13 protein-coding genes are annotated in these 15,193 nt (G+C 60.6%); 10 read left to right on the forward strand and 3 right to left on the reverse strand.

Features of this window, described 5'->3' with window-relative positions:
• Nucleotides 1-4 precede the first annotated feature (4 nt).
• The 6 genes from FJV83_RS18670 to FJV83_RS18695 all read left to right on the forward strand — a co-directional run bounded on the left by FJV83_RS18670 (nucleotide 5) and on the right by FJV83_RS18695 (nucleotide 7,264).
• A complete protein-coding gene (locus tag FJV83_RS18670) occupies nucleotides 5-763 on the forward strand; it encodes an ATP-binding cassette domain-containing protein (protein WP_210248230.1) in 759 nt (252 codons plus the stop codon).
• Between the two features lie 164 nt (nucleotides 764-927).
• Nucleotides 928-2,019 carry a fatty acid desaturase gene (locus FJV83_RS18675; RefSeq protein ID WP_142886616.1) on the forward strand — a complete coding sequence of 364 codons (1,092 nt, stop codon included), beginning with the start codon at nucleotides 928-930 and terminating at the stop codon, nucleotides 2,017-2,019.
• A gap of 119 nt (nucleotides 2,020-2,138) precedes the next feature.
• Nucleotides 2,139-3,329, forward strand: coding sequence for a Gfo/Idh/MocA family oxidoreductase (locus FJV83_RS18680; protein ID WP_095774134.1), 1,191 nt, complete (start codon nucleotides 2,139-2,141; stop codon nucleotides 3,327-3,329).
• A 60-nt stretch (nucleotides 3,330-3,389) separates the two neighbouring features.
• Nucleotides 3,390-4,508, forward strand: coding sequence for a Gfo/Idh/MocA family oxidoreductase (locus FJV83_RS18685; RefSeq protein WP_095774135.1), 1,119 nt, complete (start codon nucleotides 3,390-3,392; stop codon nucleotides 4,506-4,508).
• A gap of 537 nt (nucleotides 4,509-5,045) precedes the next feature.
• Nucleotides 5,046-5,957, forward strand: coding sequence for a myo-inosose-2 dehydratase (gene iolE, locus FJV83_RS18690; RefSeq protein WP_095774136.1), 912 nt, complete (start codon nucleotides 5,046-5,048; stop codon nucleotides 5,955-5,957).
• A 308-nt stretch (nucleotides 5,958-6,265) separates the two neighbouring features.
• Nucleotides 6,266-7,264, forward strand: a complete 999-nt coding sequence (locus FJV83_RS18695) for a Gfo/Idh/MocA family oxidoreductase (protein WP_095774137.1) — start codon at nucleotides 6,266-6,268, stop codon at nucleotides 7,262-7,264.
• 264 nt (nucleotides 7,265-7,528) lie between these two features.
• Here FJV83_RS18695 and FJV83_RS18700 read toward each other — a convergent pair whose 3' ends face one another.
• The gene (locus FJV83_RS18700; RefSeq protein WP_095774138.1) at nucleotides 7,529-8,473 is read right to left on the reverse strand and encodes a Gfo/Idh/MocA family oxidoreductase; all 945 of its coding nucleotides are present in this window, start codon (nucleotides 8,471-8,473) and stop codon (nucleotides 7,529-7,531) included.
• A 173-nt stretch (nucleotides 8,474-8,646) separates the two neighbouring features.
• Here FJV83_RS18700 and FJV83_RS18705 point away from each other — a divergent pair, with 173 nt between their 5' ends.
• From FJV83_RS18705 to FJV83_RS18720, 4 genes are all read left to right on the forward strand, one after another.
• Nucleotides 8,647-10,161 carry a PLP-dependent aminotransferase family protein gene (locus FJV83_RS18705; protein ID WP_245318186.1) on the forward strand — a complete coding sequence of 505 codons (1,515 nt, stop codon included), beginning with the start codon at nucleotides 8,647-8,649 and terminating at the stop codon, nucleotides 10,159-10,161.
• 130 nt (nucleotides 10,162-10,291) lie between these two features.
• Nucleotides 10,292-11,374 (forward strand): fatty acid desaturase family protein, encoded by a 1,083-nt coding sequence (locus FJV83_RS18710; RefSeq protein WP_095774140.1) that lies wholly within the window; start codon nucleotides 10,292-10,294, stop codon nucleotides 11,372-11,374.
• Between the two features lie 36 nt (nucleotides 11,375-11,410).
• Nucleotides 11,411-11,728 (forward strand): MocE family 2Fe-2S type ferredoxin, encoded by a 318-nt coding sequence (locus FJV83_RS18715; protein WP_095774265.1) that lies wholly within the window; start codon nucleotides 11,411-11,413, stop codon nucleotides 11,726-11,728.
• 371 nt (nucleotides 11,729-12,099) lie between these two features.
• Nucleotides 12,100-13,344: an aminotransferase class I/II-fold pyridoxal phosphate-dependent enzyme gene (locus tag FJV83_RS18720; RefSeq protein ID WP_095774141.1), complete on the forward strand. Its 1,245-nt coding sequence runs from the start codon at nucleotides 12,100-12,102 to the stop codon at nucleotides 13,342-13,344.
• Here FJV83_RS18720 and FJV83_RS18725 read toward each other — a convergent pair.
• Nucleotides 13,341-14,795 (reverse strand): PLP-dependent aminotransferase family protein, encoded by a 1,455-nt coding sequence (locus FJV83_RS18725; protein ID WP_246691884.1) that lies wholly within the window; start codon nucleotides 14,793-14,795, stop codon nucleotides 13,341-13,343. The genes FJV83_RS18720 and FJV83_RS18725 overlap by 4 nt on opposite strands.
• Before the next feature lie 8 nt (nucleotides 14,796-14,803).
• A complete protein-coding gene (locus tag FJV83_RS18730) occupies nucleotides 14,804-15,010 on the reverse strand; it encodes a LacI family DNA-binding transcriptional regulator (RefSeq protein WP_095774142.1) in 207 nt (68 codons plus the stop codon).
• Nucleotides 15,011-15,193 lie beyond the last annotated feature (183 nt).

Consider the following 15,193-nt stretch of genomic DNA (forward strand, 5'->3'; position numbering starts at 1 on the left):
GAGTATGCTGAGCAAGGCAGACGCCGACACCGGCACACCGCTCTATGAAGCGCGCAACATCGTCAAGAAATACGGTTCGTTCCTCGCCCTCGACAACATGAATTTCCATATCGGCAGCAACGAGGTCGTGGGACTTCTGGGCGACAATGGCGCTGGCAAATCGACCCTGGTCAAGATGATTTCCGGCATCAATCCTCCGACCTCGGGTGAGATCTACGTCGGCGGCAAGAAGACGGAAATACGCAACCGCGCGGCCTCGGAGGCCGCCGGTATCGAAACCATCTACCAGGACATTGCCCTGGTCGACTCCATGTCCATAAGCCGCAACATTTTCATGGGGCGTGAATTGACCAGGCGCTTCGGCTTCATGGATCACAGGGCAATGCGCGACAAAGCGATCGATATCCTTGGCAGTGCGGTGCAGATCTCTGGCATCGATGACCCCGACAAAGAGGTCGGCTTCCTGTCGGGCGGCCAGAAGCAGGCGGTTGCGATTGCGCGCGCTGTCCACTTCAAACGCAACATCCTTTTGCTCGACGAGCCGACCTCTGCGCTGTCGGTCCGCGAGACCGAGCATCTTCTAGCCTATGTACGCGAGCTGAAACGCGACGGCACGTCCAGCGTCCTGGTCACTCACAACCTCTACCACGCCTATATGGTCTGCGATCGTTTCGTTGTGATGAGCCACGGGACCAAGGTCTTCGAAGCCGCCAAGAAGGACACAACCATTGAAGAACTGACGGATCATGTGATCCGCACATGAGCACGCCGTCGCGGCGTCATACGGCGCGGGCACAACCAGCGTGCCGCAATTCAATGGTTTCGCCAAGATGGATTTTGGCAAGGGGTAAACGGCTCGGATGATCGTGGCAGCAGCCGGCAGAAATGCGCGGAGCGTCTTGGGATCACGCCCTGGGAGTATGCGACATGGGCAAGACACTGAAGGACTATGGACTGAAGGGCATCAACTCCGCGGCCGCTGTAGCCGGCGGGTTGGCTGGTGCGCAGTGGTACGCCTCGCCAATTCCTCGCAAGGACATGAAGGAGCTGATGAAACGCGCCGACGGACCTGCGGTTCGCGACACACTGATCTGGTTTGCAATTCTGGGTGCGAGCGGAACAGCGCTTTACATGACATGGGGCTCGCTGTGGGCGATACCCGCGCTTTTGACCTACAGCATATTCTATGGATCGTGCGGAGACTCCCGCTGGCACGAATGCGGGCACGGGACCGCATTCAAAACGCGTTGGCTAAACGTCGCGGTCTACCATCTGGCTTCGTTCATGATCCTGCGCAACGGCACACTGTGGCGCTGGAGCCATAGCCGCCACCATACAGACACCATCGTGGTCGGACGCGACCCGGAAATCGCCCTGACAAGGCCGCCAAATCTGACAGGCGCATTCCTCGATCTGCTTTACCTCAAGACCGGATTTTCCGAGCTCCGCAAGCTGGCGCGGCATTTCTTCGGCGTAATGACCGCAGAGGAAAAGGACTTCGTGCCTGAGACAGAGCGCTGGAAGATATTTCTTGAGGCCAGGCTGCAGGCGCTCCTGCTCGCGGCCATGGTCGTGTGGGCGGTTGCGATCAAAAGCTGGCTCCCGCTGATGTTGGTCGGCCTGCCAACTTTCTTCGGTGCTTGGCTCGACGTTGTTGTTTTCGGATACACCCAGCATGCCGGGCTGGCGGAAGACGTGATCGACCATCGGCTGAATACACGCACGGTTCGTCTCAATCCGCTGTTCCGGTTCATTTATTGGAACATGAACTTCCACCTGGAACATCACATGTTCCCGATGGTGCCCTACCACGCTCTTCCGAAGCTGCACGAAATGATGAAAGACGACTGTCCCGCTCCTTATCCAAACCTGTGGGCGGCATGGAAAGAGATTGCTCCCGCGTTGTGGCGACAGCGACGAGACCCAACCTACTTTGTCCTTCGTACCCTGCCGCCGAGCGCTCGTCCTGTCGCCCAATTCGCGCCGCTAAACGCGTCGCCGGATGGTGCCGCGGCGTGACGAGGATCAGCGGTCGCCAGATTTGAGGTTCAAACCCGGGCCCGTAGGTCGCCGGGCTGACAAGCAACAGGGCCAGCGTCCTTGTGACGTGGCTCGCCCCATCAGGAGGAAACCGATAAATGAGTCTTGTCGCATCCGATGAAACGCGATTTCCACCGATCACACGCCGGCTCAGGCTGGGCTTCGTCGGCGGCGGGCGCGGCGCCCTGATCGGCCAGGTTCACGCGATGGGCGCGCGGCTCTCCAATCGATGGCAAGCGGTGGCCGGCGCCCTTTCGTCCGACCCGGAAATAGCCCTGGCCTCCGGCCGCGACTGGCTGCTCGAGCGCGTATACACTGACTATAACGAGATGGCACAGCGCGAGGCGACCCTTGCGGACGGCATCGAGGCGGTGGTCATCTCGACGCCCAACTGGACCCACAAGAACATCGCCGAGGCCTTTTTGAAGAAGGGCATCGACGTGATCTGCGACAAGCCGCTCACCACGACGGTCGAGGACGCGCTGGAACTTGTCAGGCTGCAGAAGGACACAGGCCTTGTCGTTGGCGTCACCTATCCCTACACCTCGCACGCCATGGTCAGACAGGCGCGCGAGCTTGTGTTGGCGGGCGAACTCGGCCGTGTGCGGCAAATCCATGTCGAGTACATGCAGGATTGGGCAACCGAACCGGATGATCCGAACTTCAAGGGAGCCCGATGGCGCCGGGACCCCCAGCGCATGGGTCGTGCCTCGGCGACCAATGACATAGGCACGCATGCTTTCCATCTCGCCCACTTCGTTACAGGCTTGGAGATGGTCCAGTGCCGGGCCGAGTTTCATGTGTGCGGTGCGCCCAAGGCGATGGAAGATACCGCCTTCGTGCAAACTCGCTATGAGGGAGGCGTGCCCGGAACGCTCTGGGTCACGCAGGCTGCTCCAGGCAATTATTGCGGGCTCAGGATCAGGGTCTATGGCGACAAAGCAGGACTTGAATGGGATCAGGAGAAGCCGGAATTTCTCCGTTTCAACAGACTGAACCAGCCAGAGACCGTGTTCGTACGCGGACACGGCGCGGGGATGGTGACGCAAGCCGAGCGTCTCATCACCATGCCACGTGGTCATCCCGAGGCGCTTTCGGATGCCTGGGCCAACCTATACACCGAGTTTGCCATCGCCATCGAAGCCCGCCGCAACGGAAAGTCCGTACCTGCGGGCCTGCTGAACTACCCAAGCGTCGCCGACGGCGCGCGCGGGGTCAAGTTCGTCGATGCCTGCGCCGACAGCCATGAGGCGGGCAGTGTATGGCGCGACTGCACGATCGTGATCTGACCACGCCCGCTCCCCGAGAACACACGGCCGGCCGCCGCGACAAAGACAAAGGACACTGCAATGCGACTGGGATTGGGCCTGATTGGTTCAGGCTTCATGGGCAGGACCCATGCGTTCGGTTTTACCGCTGTAAATCACGTCTTCGATCTTCCCATCAAGGTCGATCGGGTGGTGCTGGCCGACGTCGACGGCGACCGCGCCAGGGATGCGGCGGCCGCCCTCGGTTTTCTCGGCTACACCGGAAACTGGAGGGAACTTATGACAATGGGCGATGTCCATATCGTGGACATCACCGCGCCCAACATTCTTCACAAGGAAATGGCATTGGCCGCGATCGCGGCAGGCAAGCACGTCTATTGCGAAAAGCCGCTTGCTCCGAGCGCTTCGGAGGCACTGGAAATGACGCTCGCCGCGGAGGCGGCTGGCGTCGTCACGGCCGTTGGCTTCAATTACTTGAAGAATCCAATGCTGAAGCTCGCCAAGGAGATAATCGAGAGTGGCGAAATCGGCGAGGTGCGATCCTTCAACGGCATCCACGCGGAAGACTACATGGCGGATGCGCAGGCGCCGTGGACGTGGCGGCTCGACCCGGCTGGCGGTGGCGGCGCGCTGGCAGATCTCGGCAGCCATGTCGTGGCGACAGCGCGCTATTTGGTTGGTCCGATCGCCCAGGTGCTGGGTGATCTCAGAACCGTCATAACAGAGCGCCCCGTAGCGCCAGGATCGAAGACACAGCGCAAGGTCGAGGTGGAAGACATTGGCCGCGCTTTTGTCCGTTTCGAGAACGGAGCTACCGGCTGCATCCAGGCCAATTGGATCGAGACCGGCCGCAAGATGCAGCACGACTTCGCTATCTCGGGCTCAAGGGGTGGAATAGCCTTCAGTCAGGAGCGCTTCAATGAGCTCGATCTGTATCTCACGTCAGACGTGCAAGGCCGCAGCGGCTTCCGGAAGATATTCGCCGGACCCGCGCACGAGCCGTACGGTGCGTTTTGCGTCGCGCCCGGCCACCAGATCGGCTTCAATGATCTCAAGACCATTGAAGTGTGCGATTTCCTGCGAGCGGTCTCTGGCGAAAAAGTTGGTCATGCGGGCTTCCGGGAGGGGCTGGAGGTGCAGCGCACCGTCGAAGCGATCTACCGCTCGGCTAAGGCTGGGACCTGGCGCGATGTCGAATGAGTGTCGGTCGAGCGTGAATTTTGTTGCAACGTCATTCGCGACCCCACGCGAAGCGGGTGCCCGCCAAAACCGTGGCAAGTGCCTAGCTCTCAATCGGTTTGCGGTCGCCCCAAGGCGACGAAGCAGATCACTGTCTTATTGAGCCGCCGCGACAGACGCATCTTATCGTGGGTTACTTTTTTGCCCCGCACAGAAGAAGAGTGGCGGCGCCGAAGATGACCCTACGATCATGCCCAGGTTTTCCTGCCGGCCAAGGACCATGGTTTGCGGCGATGCCTGAGCGCGCATGGCGCCTCTCGTTCACGAAGCAGCGATCGCATACTGCCGACAAGCGGTCCTTAAAAGTAAGTCAGAATTGGTTCTCACGAAAGAGCCAATCCTCGTCTAGACATGCGTCGTCGTGAACGCATCCGCGCTCCAGTCTAACGGAGCAGCCTGACGTTCGAAGCCGCCGATATCGAGCTGTAGTGCTTCTCCGGAGCACCGCACCGGGATCAAGGTGCGGAGAAGACCGCAAATTCGAAAAGGAAACTTTTAGTGTCTGTTAAAATTGCCATCAACCCGATTACCTGGACCAATGACGACGTGCCCGAGCTCGGCGGTGACACGCCGCTTGAGCAGTGCCTTTCCGAGATCCGCCAGGCCGGGTATGCCGGCACCGAACTGGGCGGGAAATACCCGCGCGAGAGTGCAGCACTGAAAGCGGTGCTCGCAGCTCATCAACTCGAACTCGCCGCCGGCTGGTGGGATGGCCGCCTCTACGAACGCGATGTCGAGACAGAGTTTGAAGCTATTCTGGCGCACCTGACGCTACTCAAGGATCTTGGCGCCAAACACGCCGTCTATGCTGACACCTCGATGGGGCGCCACGACGGCATTTGGCAGCCAATCTCGAAACGGCCGCGACTTCGCGATGAGGAATGGAAAGGATATGGCCGCAAGCTTACCGAACTTGCAGAACGCATGGCGCAATTCGGCGTCGGATTGGCCTACCATCACCATATGGGCACGGTCGTCGAGACGGATGAGGAAGTCGACCGACTCATGTCGGTCACCGGAGCACCCGTCGGCCTCCTGTTCGACAGTGGTCACAGTGCGTTCAGTGGCGGAGATCCCGTGGCACTCTGCGCCCGTCATGCCGAACGCATTGTGCACGTGCACTGCAAGGACGTGCGTATCGGCGTCCTTCGCCAGGCCCGAGAGCGGGATCTCAGTTTCATGGACGCCGTTCTGGAGGGAATCTTCACAGTTCCCGGCGATGGCGGCGTCGATTTCCCCTCCATCCTGAAATCCCTGGCCGATGCCGGCTACAGCGGCTGGCTGGTTGTAGAGGCCGAACAGGATCCTAAGAAGGCGCACCCACTGACATATGCCAAGATGGGTCATGAAAATCTCGCGCGCATGGCTGCTGCAGGCGGGTTGCTGTTGGCGTCTACAAACAAGGATTGACTACCCGGCATCGGGCAAAGGGTTCACCCGCAGCGGCTTCATCCTCCCAAGGCGGCGGGGCGGGGGGCGACACGTTAAGGAGCGTGTCGCCCCTACCGGGAGAGGGGAAGGCCGGTGAGAAGGCAGTTGCGTGCGCCGAACACACGCAGGCGGCCAACCTGTTTCTTCTGATGTCAGTTGCTCGGCCCGCGCAGACACCGGATGCCCTACCAACCGGCGATACCGGGACGCATCGGAAATCGCCAAATCATATTGGATCCGAGGCCGCGTCTGGCGGCACGGAAGCTGCTCAAGCGGGAGGAAACCACATGGATCCGGTGCGCTGGGGAATACTGGGTACGGCCGCCATCGCCGTGGACAAAGTCATCCCGTCGATGTCGTCTGCTGGAGGGCTGGAGATTGTAGCGGTCGCCTCGCGCGATGCGGACAGGGCGCGGGACATAGCAACCCGTTTTGGAATAGGACGCAGCTACGGATCGTATGACGGCATCCTGGCAGACCCGGAAATCGAAGCCGTCTATATTCCCCTGCCCAACCACCTCCATGTGCATTGGGCGATCCGGGCCGCTGAGGCGGGCAAGCACGTCTTGTGCGAGAAGCCGCTGGCTTTGGACGTCGACGAACTCAGGCGCCTTATCGATTGCCGGGACCGAACCGGCAAGCGAATCCAGGAGGCTGTGATGATCCGCGCGCATCCCCAGTGGGATGAAATTCTGCGCCTCGTCGCTTCAGGCGAAATCGGGGAAGTGCGCGCCGTGCAGGCGGTGTTCACCGAAATCAATCTCGATCCCAAAAGCATTGTGAACAACGCCGCATATGGAGGCGGGGCTTTATACGACCTTGGCGTTTACCCTATCGCGGTCGCCAGGATGCTCTTCGATAGCGAGCCAGAGCGCGCGTTTGCCGTCATCGACTTCGATCCGGTTTTCGGCATCGACAGGCTGACGAGCGCCGTCCTCGTATTCCCGGGAGGGCATCAGGCGACCTTTACGGTTTCCACACAGCTGGCAATCCGCCACAGTGTCCAGATCTTTGGCAGCCTGAAGTCGATCAGCATCGGCGATCCTTTCAATCCCGCCCCTGATGAGTATTGCAAGATCGTTTTGAACGACGGCAGCAATCTGGCCGCAGCCGAGACGAGGCTTGTTGGGCCGGCCGATCAGTATCGTCTCCAGGCGGAACGGTTTAGTGCGGCCATACGCTCCGGAGCACCCTTGTCAATCGAGCTCGAATGGTCACTGGGCGCTACGAAGGTGCTCATGGCGATCCAGCGTTCGGCTGAAAGCGGCAAATGGGCGCCCGTCTGAGGACTTGTCCGCACCGCGCCAAAAACAGAATTGCGTCGGCGTGTGCAAGCAGCGGTAGGCTCACGTGGTCTACATCATAGTCCCTTGACCAGTCGCGTTCTTGGCCAAGAACCGGCATAAGGGCCGGCAATATGGCCCCGCCAGCACACTCGCAGATCGGCATGGGATCAGTTGGCACGGGTTGCGCCCTGACGGCCAGAACAGTCCGGAAATCACCTCGCGCGACCGTGAGGTAATTCCTTTCAAGATTTGCGGCCCAAACCGTCAGTTCGCTTTTTGTCTGGCAAGTTCGCGCGACAGCTCTTCGGTTGCGGCTTCAGCGATCGCCAGGGCGGCGACAGCATCTTTGGCGCTCGCCCCTTGTGATGCGCCTCCTTGGGCAGCCTGAACAAAATCCTCAAGCTGGGCGCGCAGGGCATTCAGGAAGACTGGTTCTCCATCAGGGGGCCAGAAGAAGCGGGATTCTGCGAAACTCGAGGTGCCGAACACCTGCGTCCAGCAAGCATCCCCTGGCGGGAATCGACGCCCGAGCGAAACGAGGCCCGTGCCACCGTCCGACAAATTGCACAGCAGTTGCACCGCGTCGGGATCAACTTCCACTTTTCCTGCGAAAGTGGTCTTCGAGGCAGCGACGCGGAAGTTGGTCGGTTCCTGACCGGTTAGCCAACGCAGCTGATCAAATTCATGAACACCCATGTCGATGAACGCTCCGCCCCCGGTGGCTCGAAATGATGCTCCTGGGGGTGCTTCATCCCATTGGAAGCACGCTACGAGGTAGAGGTCGCCCAGCCGTCCAGCGTGGATATCATCTCGAAGCCGCTTCAGCTCCGGAACGAACCGTCGCCAATATCCTATCTGCAAATGCACATTGAAATGCTCCGCCACCTCGGCTGCCGTTCGAGCTTCGTGTGCAGTGAGGCCGCAGGGCTTTTCGCAAAGGATAGGCAAGCGCCGTGCCGCAATTTCTGCGACTGTATGGACATGTGTCTTGCTGGGGGTCGCGATAAGAATGCCGTCGACCTCGCCGGCATCTATCATGTCCCTGGCGGATTCATATGTCTTGATCCCGCTGCCCGCCAAGCTGAGGCGAGTGGCGGCAACCGGATCGGCGACAGCGGCAATCTCGACGAGCGAGCTTTCAGCGGCAGCGCGAAGATGGACCTGGCCCATTCGGCCAGCGCCAATCAAACCAATACGGAATCTGCCCATAGTTAATCCAGTGGTTAGAGTCTAGAATTGGTAGATTCAAAGCCGTTTGCCGGAGCAAGACGCAGCTTCCCTCTACTGTGGGGTGTGCCGGGGCATTACTTGCCCACGCCGCAGATTGAAGGGATACTGGCTTAACTGAAAGAGCAGCTTTCCACGAATCGGACGGAACCAATTTGGCCAAGCGACGCAGCCCCTTCTCCTCGGATATGCTTGTCCTCGAACGAGACGCGGACCTGCCCATGCACCGGCAGCTTTACGACAAGCTGCGTGCAGAAATACTGGCTGGCCATCTGAAGGCTGACACACGTCTCCCGCCCACCCGGTTGATGGCCGAGGATCTCGGCGTCAGCCGCAACACCGTGATCACCACCTACGACACCCTTCTCGCAGAGGGGTACCTGGAATCACGTTCAGGATCAGGGACTTGGGTCGCGACACTGCCGGCGGACGCCGTCGCGGCGCGCAACTTGGTCGGCAGTGCTGGCGCACCGTCCCTCTCCTTGCGCGGTACAAGAATGGCCAATCAACCGCGAGACCGGACGATCCCTGATCACATCGCCTTCCATCCCGGATATCCCGAAATCAAAGGGTTTCCGTTTTCGACGTGGGCGCGGCTGCTCAAACGGCATGCCCGTTACTCCCATGAAGACCTCTATGGCTACCATTGGGTCGCCGGCCTTCCGCGTCTGCAGGTCGCGATAGCCGAATATCTGCGGGGCTCACGGGGTGTGGAGTGCAACCCCGAGCAGGTGCTTGTGGTCAACGGCGCGCAAGCTGCCCTCGACATTCTTGCTCGTATGCTCGTCGATGACGGCGATGTCTGCTGGCTGGAGGAGCCCGGCTACATTGGGGCGCAAAACGCGCTGCAGAGCGCGGGTGCAAGACTGGTGCCGCTACCGGTCGGGTCTGAGGGCTGGTCGCTGGACGAGGAAGCCCGGCCAGCGCCACGCCTGATCTTTGTCACGCCATCTTGCCAGTGGCCGCTCGGCTGCGTCATGCGCATGGAAGACAGGCTGCGGCTTCTCCAGATAGCCGAAAGGCACGACGCCTGGATCGTCGAGGACGATTACGACAGCGAATATCGCTTCCGCGGACGGCCGATCCCGGCGATGCAGGGCTTGGATAAATCTGGTCGCGTCATCTACCTCGGTACGTTTGCCAAGACGCTCTTCCCCTCGCTCAGGATCGGCTTCATCGTTGTCCCGCCGCAGCTTGTCGACGGTTTCAAGCGAGTTGCCAGCAACACCGGCCATTGTCCTTCCCTCCTGCTGCAAGCCGCACTCGCGGATTTCATCAGCGAAGGCTACTTCGCAACGCATCTTCGCCGGATGCGCCGCCTCTATGCTGAGCGACAGAAGGTGTTCGTCGATTTGTGCCGCCATCATCTCGCTGACTGGCTCACCGTCGAGGAGAACGACGCGGGCATGCAACTTGTTGGGCGCTTTACGCGGGGGTTTGACGATGAGGCATTGTGGCAACTGGCGCAAAAGCAGGGCGTGGATTTCTCACCCCTGTCGCGGCAGTTCTTCAGTAGCCCGCCCCAGCAAGGCGCCATATTGGGTTACGCCGGCATCGACTTGAAGACGATGCGCGAGGCGATCCTTTCGCTGCGTGCCGCTTTCGTAAACCTCGACAACAAAGGCGCGTCAGGCCAACTGTCGAAGTCGGCGTCACCGCGTCGCCGGTGACGCCGAGCTCCCCGAGCCGGCCGGCCCATCAAGAGCAAAAGCGGTCCGCTCCAAAAACAGAAGATCGGCCCTGACGAAGGGACCACCGATGCTTTAACGTCGTCCGTCAGCACTCAGACGGAGGCGTACGATGGTTCCAACGCGGAGAGATTACAGCCTGCTTGGCCGTGATTCCCGAGCTGCTGTTGAGAGCGGGCTTGCTGCGGCCGAGTGGTATCACACCGATGTTCAGCGCCAGAAAATCAAGGAGCTGATGCGACGCGAGGATGGCAGCGCCATCCGGGACACGGCCATTTGGCTCGGCGGCCTGGTGCTTTTTGGCAGTCTTGGTGTCGCTTTTTGGGGCAGTTGGTGGTCGGTGCCTTTTTTTCTCGCCTACGGCGTGCTCTACGGCTCGGCCTCCGACAGTCGCTGGCACGAATGTGGTCACGGCACCGCCTTCAAGACAAGGTGGATGAACGATGTCGTATACCAGATTGCCTGCTTTATGATTATGCGCAATCCGGTGACATGGCGATGGAGCCACGCGCGCCATCACACCGACACAGTGGTCGTCGGCCGCGATCCAGAGATCGCCGTCATGCGGCCGCCAGACCTCATCCGGCTTGTCCTCGACGTCTTCGGCGTCGTTGACGCCTGGCATGCGACCAAAGACATGCTGCGCAACGCGGCGGGCATCGTCTCAGCCGAAGAGAAGACGTTCATTCCGGAGTCCGAGCAGGGCAAGGTCGTGCGCGCCGCCCGGATATGGATGATCATCTATGCAGCCACAGTCGCGCTGTCGATATGGCTCAACTCCATCCTGCCGCTGCTGCTGATTGGTCTTCCGCGCCTGTACGGCGCCTGGCACGCGATGATGACAGGCCTGCTTCAGCACGGGGGGCTGGCGGATAACGTCACTGACCACCGGCTCAACAGCCGCACGGTCTATATGAATCCCATCAGCCGCTTCATCTACTGGAACATGAATTACCACGTCGAGCACCACATGTTCCCCATGGTGCCTTACCACGCGTTGCCGCGGCTGCATGCGCTCATCAAGCATGACCTGCCTGCACCCAACAAATCGATCATGGACGGCTATCGCGAGATGGTCCCGGCCTTGCTGCGCCAGTTGCGCTACGAGGATTACTTCCTCAAGCGCGAATTGCCGCCGACGGCCAAGCCCTATCGCGAAGACTTCCTGATTCAGCACGTCATTGCCGCCGAATAATGGGCAGCCGACGACACAAACCGAATGGAGCTGGCCATGAGCCAAGACTGGGTCGAAGTGTGCGAAGCCAACGGAATCGATGCGGAAGACGTTATCCGTTTCGACCACCAAGGACGCACCTTTGCCATCTATCGCAGTCCCGATGATGACTATTTCGCAACCGACGGTTTGTGCACCCACGAGCAAGTTCATCTCGCGAATGGCCTCGTCATGGATGACATCATCGAATGTCCTAAGCACAACGGTCGCTTCAACTACAAGACCGGCGAAGCCAAGGGCGTGCCGGTCTGCGTCAATCTCAAGACCTATCCGGTAAAGATCGAGGGCGGGAACGTCTTCATCGCGATTGCCTGAGCACGAGGCCTGCCGTGTGACGCGCCAGTCAAGACAACGCTACGTAAAGAGCGGATCGCGGGGACGCTTCCATGATCAGCATTCGAACATGCTCTGATCATCACGCTCGGGATCATGCTACGACGAACGCCGCGTCCTGGGCAGAGCCGGGATCGTGTGGTTGATCACGCGTCCGACATCTCGGGCGCGCGGGTTTGGATTGCAATCTGTGTTCGATGACCTGCCGCTTGCTCAATTGGAGCGATCGCGGGCCGATAGCCAATGTGCTGGAGCGCACCATGGTGGTTTGGTCAGATCGCCGCGGAGTGGTTCTTTCATCCTGCGCCGGCGCGCGTACATCTATTCGCACAATCATGCGACGGAGACCTGCCATGTACACCGCCGGCGAAGAAGAGATCGAAGCCATTGCCAGGGTGATCCGCTCGGGCGCGCTGTTTCGCTATGGCGACAACAGTGAATGCGACCGCTTCGAGGCCCGTTATGCCAGGCATCTCGGCGTCGAGCATTTCGCGCTGGCCGCCAGCGGCACTTATGGGCTTGCCGCCGGCCTGATCGGGCTCGGCATCGGTCCGGGCGACGAGGTGCTGGTGCCGGCGCATACCTATATGGCCACCGCGACCGCGGTGCTGTCGGTCGGCGCCATTCCGGTCATCGTCGATATCGACGAGAGCCTGACCATCGATCCCATCGCTTTGCGCGATGCCATCGGGCCGCGCACCAGGGCGGTCATCCCCGTCCATATGTGGGGTGCTGCCTGCAACATGAACGCCATCATGGACATCGCCAAGAAGCGTGGCCTCCTGGTGCTGGAAGACGTCTGCCAGGGCATTGGCGGCGGCTATGAGGGCAGGAAGCTCGGCTCGATCGGCCATGCCGGCGCCTACTCCTTCAACTACTTCAAGAACATGACTTCGGGCGAGGGCGGCGGCATCGCCACCAGCGATCCGAAGGTGGCCGAGCGGGCGCGCTGCGCTATCGATCCTTGCCATTTCTACTGGCAGGGCCGCAGCGACAGCATCAAGCCGTTCGCCGGCATCGGCGCACGGGCGTCGGAACTGATGGGGGCGATGCTCAATGTCCAGCTCGACCGTCTCGACGGCATCATCGAGGCGATGCGGGCCGAGAAGAAGAAGGTGCTGGCCGGTACGAAGCATCTTGGCAACCTCGGCCTGACGCCGTCGCCGATGAACAGCCCGGACGATGATTGCGCAGCGCAGGTGATGTATCTGCTCCCGAGCGAACAGGCCGCTCAGGTGTTTTCGAAGACCATTCCAAGTGTCATCGCGGGCAAGACCGGCCGCCACAACTTTACCCAGTGGGACCAGGTTCTGATGCATGAAGGCGCCCACCATCCGGCGCTCAATCCTTATGCACTGCCGGAAAACAAGGGCCTGCGGATGGACTATGCTGACGATCTCGGCAAGGGCTCGCTCGCCATTCTCAACCGCACGGTGATGATCGCCATGAACCCGGCGCATGGCGACGCCGATATCGACGACATGATCCACAATATCGGTGCGGCCGCGCGGGTGGCGCTGGAAAATGCGTCGCTGGACGGGGTCGAACTGCGCAAGGCGCCACCGGTTGATCTGCAGAAATTCGACAGTGGGAACTAGCTCCTGTCCAATTTGATAAAAGCGGCGCGCAGCGCCAGTACGGCACGCAGGATCTGTCGTTCATCCATCGCCGCATAGCCAAGCAGCAGGCCGTGCTCCGGTTCGCTGATATGGTAATTGATGGAAATGCCTTGTACGTCGAGCCCTTGGCTGAGGGCGGCCGCGACCACGTCGCTGTCCTTGTAGGGGCGCTTGAAACTTGCCAGCAGCTGCATGCCGGAATCGTTTTCCGACACGCTGATCCACTCGGCGAGATGGTCCTGGCAGAGTTTGACGAAATTTGCCTGGCGGCATGCATAGAGCCGACGCATGCGCTTGAGATGGGTGGCGAAATACCCCTGCGTGATGAAGTCGTTCACCGTTGCCTGCAAGATGAGCGGCGCGAACTGGCCGGTGATCGAAACGGCGCGATCGAAAGGCACGGAAAGTTCGCGTGGCACGATGAGGTAGCCGATACGCAACGCCGGGATCAGCGTCTTGCCGAAGCTGCCAATATAGACGACCCGGTTGGCGTGGTCGAGCCCGCGCAGCGCTGCCACCGGCCGGCCACGAAACCGGAACTCGCCGTCAAAGTCGTCCTCGACGATCCAGGCGCCGTGTTGCTCGGCAATGTCGAGCAGCTGCAGCCGCTCCTCGATGCGCATGATGGTGCCGAACGGCCATTGGCAGGAGGGCGTCACATAAATCATCCGCGGCGGCGGCAGGTCCGGATCGTCAAGAGTCCAGCCGCGCCGCGATACTTTGAGCGGTGCCAGCCTGGCGCCACCAGCAAGGAAGGCGCTCCTAGCACCGAGATAGCCGGGCTCTTCCATCCAAACGTGGTCGCCTTCGTCGATCAATACGCGCGAGACCAGGTCAAGTGCAGCCTGCGCGCCGGTGACGATAATCACCTGGTCGGCGCTGCAGTTGATGCCGCGCGACAGGCTGATGTTTGAGGCAATGGTCTGGCGCAGGCCGGGATGGCCGGCAAAGGAGAGATAGCCGAGCAGGTTTTCATCACAGCTGCGGGCGTTGCGCACCAGAAGGCTCGACCAGATGCTGAATGGAAAGGAGGCCGTCTCCGGCACGCCGGGATGGAAATTGATGACGCCAGCATTGCGCGGCGGCTGCGGCCCGTTGACGATGGTCTGGCCGCGCCGCGACAGTTTCTGCGGTGCGCCGAGTTCCGCGCGCTGCAACGCCAATGGCCGGTCGCGCTGGATAGGCGCCACCCAGGTGCCCGATCCCGCGCGGGCCTCGATGAAACCCTCGACCAAAAGCTGGTCATAGGCGGCGATCACAGTGTTGCGGCCGACCCTCAAATCCTCCGCCAGCGAGCGCGTCGAAGGCAATAATGTGTTTTGCGAGATCTTGCCATCGAGGATAAAGCGCCGTAGGGCACCGTAAATCTGCCGGTGCATCGGTTCTTCCAGGCTGCGGTCGACCGACATAATGTCCAAGGACAGGCGCATCTGACGGCCTAGCCTGCGATATGACGCGCCGCGCGGGCGATCTTTTCTTCGTTAAGCCGACAGACCGTGTCGAGCACCAACCGTCTGGTTTTGGGCCGAACCTCGCGGCTGTTTTTCAAGGCGCGGTGTACGGTGGTCGTGCCGAGCTCGGACCTGTCGGCGATCTCCCGGATTGTGCACAGCCGTTCCACGCCGAGCGCGGGTTCGAAAACCATGTTACTGCTCCATCCTCATCAAGGCAGGGTTCGCCGTTGGCTCCAAGGTCGAAAACGGCCGGCCCTTTTACAAAACTGCGATCGGCACCGATGACACCAGTGCGGCGCTGGTCGCGCGGCATTTTCGATCCGACCACGGGCAGATTATGTGCACCAACCTGCGCAACCAGGTCGGCCCAGACG

The organism is Mesorhizobium sp. WSM4307, from assembly GCF_007003945.1.
In the GTDB taxonomy this organism is placed as follows: domain Bacteria; phylum Pseudomonadota; class Alphaproteobacteria; order Rhizobiales; family Rhizobiaceae; genus Mesorhizobium.

What these genes read in the sequence shown, in the direction of transcription:
- FJV83_RS18670 (WP_210248230.1), top strand. Translation starts at nt 5, where the DNA reads ATGCTGAGCAAGGCAGACGCCGACACCGGCACACCGCTCTATGAAGCG.
- FJV83_RS18675 (WP_142886616.1), top strand. Translation starts at nt 928, where the DNA reads ATGGGCAAGACACTGAAGGACTATGGACTGAAGGGCATCAACTCCGCG.
- FJV83_RS18680 (WP_095774134.1), top strand. Translation starts at nt 2,139, where the DNA reads ATGAGTCTTGTCGCATCCGATGAAACGCGATTTCCACCGATCACACGC.
- FJV83_RS18685 (WP_095774135.1), top strand. Translation starts at nt 3,390, where the DNA reads ATGCGACTGGGATTGGGCCTGATTGGTTCAGGCTTCATGGGCAGGACC.
- FJV83_RS18695 (WP_095774137.1), top strand. Translation starts at nt 6,266, where the DNA reads ATGGATCCGGTGCGCTGGGGAATACTGGGTACGGCCGCCATCGCCGTG.
- FJV83_RS18700 (WP_095774138.1), bottom strand. Translation starts at nt 8,473, where the DNA reads ATGGGCAGATTCCGTATTGGTTTGATTGGCGCTGGCCGAATGGGCCAG.
- FJV83_RS18710 (WP_095774140.1), top strand. Translation starts at nt 10,292, where the DNA reads ATGGTTCCAACGCGGAGAGATTACAGCCTGCTTGGCCGTGATTCCCGA.
- FJV83_RS18715 (WP_095774265.1), top strand. Translation starts at nt 11,411, where the DNA reads ATGAGCCAAGACTGGGTCGAAGTGTGCGAAGCCAACGGAATCGATGCG.
- FJV83_RS18720 (WP_095774141.1), top strand. Translation starts at nt 12,100, where the DNA reads ATGTACACCGCCGGCGAAGAAGAGATCGAAGCCATTGCCAGGGTGATC.
- FJV83_RS18725 (WP_246691884.1), bottom strand. Translation starts at nt 14,795, where the DNA reads ATGCGCCTGTCCTTGGACATTATGTCGGTCGACCGCAGCCTGGAAGAA.
- FJV83_RS18730 (WP_095774142.1), bottom strand. Translation starts at nt 15,010, where the DNA reads ATGGTTTTCGAACCCGCGCTCGGCGTGGAACGGCTGTGCACAATCCGG.